This window comes from Candidatus Thiosymbion oneisti (genome assembly GCF_900092655.1).
Classification (GTDB): domain Bacteria; phylum Pseudomonadota; class Gammaproteobacteria; order Chromatiales; family Chromatiaceae; genus Thiosymbion; species Thiosymbion oneisti.
On the sequence record NZ_FLUY01001043.1, the window covers coordinates 1 to 807 of the forward strand.

Here is an 807-nt window from a genome sequence, read left to right on the forward strand (position 1 = left end):
TTCGGTATTATAGCGGTGCAGAAAGAGTTTCAAACAAATCTCATGCATATGGAGGCACTTGGAAAAAGATAATGTCTTACGTACGAAGCGTGCTAAATGCTGGCGCAAGGTATTATTCCAACGCTCAACATGGGCTGTTTCGCCTGTTTCTTTACCCACAGGATGATGTTGCTCGTCGGGAATAACGGCTTGATACGCTTTCCAATAGTCACTAAAAACAACGGCCTTTTTATAATCAGGCGGGATGCGATTCCAGAGGATTCGGCACGTTTCTTCACGGCGATCACCGCAGGCATAAGCAATGACTTCTCGGGTCTCTCGATTCAACGCAATCCAGATCCAAACTTTGAAAACTGTGCTGAAAACAAAAGACCATAACTCATCCACTTCCAACACCGGTGTCTGCCCACGATCAACGGGTTTCAGCGTGGTTTTAAGGGGTGGGAGCTGTTCTGCCTTTTTTTTAACCACGCACTTAGTGTTTGCCGACAAACCCCAAACGTACGTTCGATCCCGCGCATACTGGAGCGTTCTTGATAAGCTTTTATAATGATCGCTTTTTCTTCTTCCGTATAGTCCTCTCGGGGCTCAAGTACGCCATAAGCACCACAGGTTTTACAATGATATTGTGGATTGCCGCTCCCATTTGTGCCATTTTTGACAATCGCTTTACTCTGGCATTTGCGGCAAGTACGGACTTTCTTTTCAACAATCATAGTGGAAAACCCTTTGATTGAATTGGTGCCTGAAGGTAGTCGTTCAAATCCCACGGCATCATTCTGGAAAGGATCGTCGAAATCCAGTACC

The 807-nt window shown here is 45.7% G+C and carries 2 protein-coding genes; both read right to left on the reverse strand.

Annotation, left to right across the window (positions count from 1 at the left end; translation table 11 throughout):
* Nucleotides 1-387, reverse strand: a 387-nt coding sequence (locus BQ17_RS10780; protein ID WP_218068218.1) for an IS1 family transposase, incomplete at its 3' end; no start/stop codon positions are given.
* Nucleotides 388-422: 35 nt separating this feature from the next.
* The coding region (locus BQ17_RS10785; RefSeq protein WP_439645667.1) for an IS1/IS1595 family N-terminal zinc-binding domain-containing protein at nt 423-807 on the reverse strand (385 nt) is incomplete at its 5' end.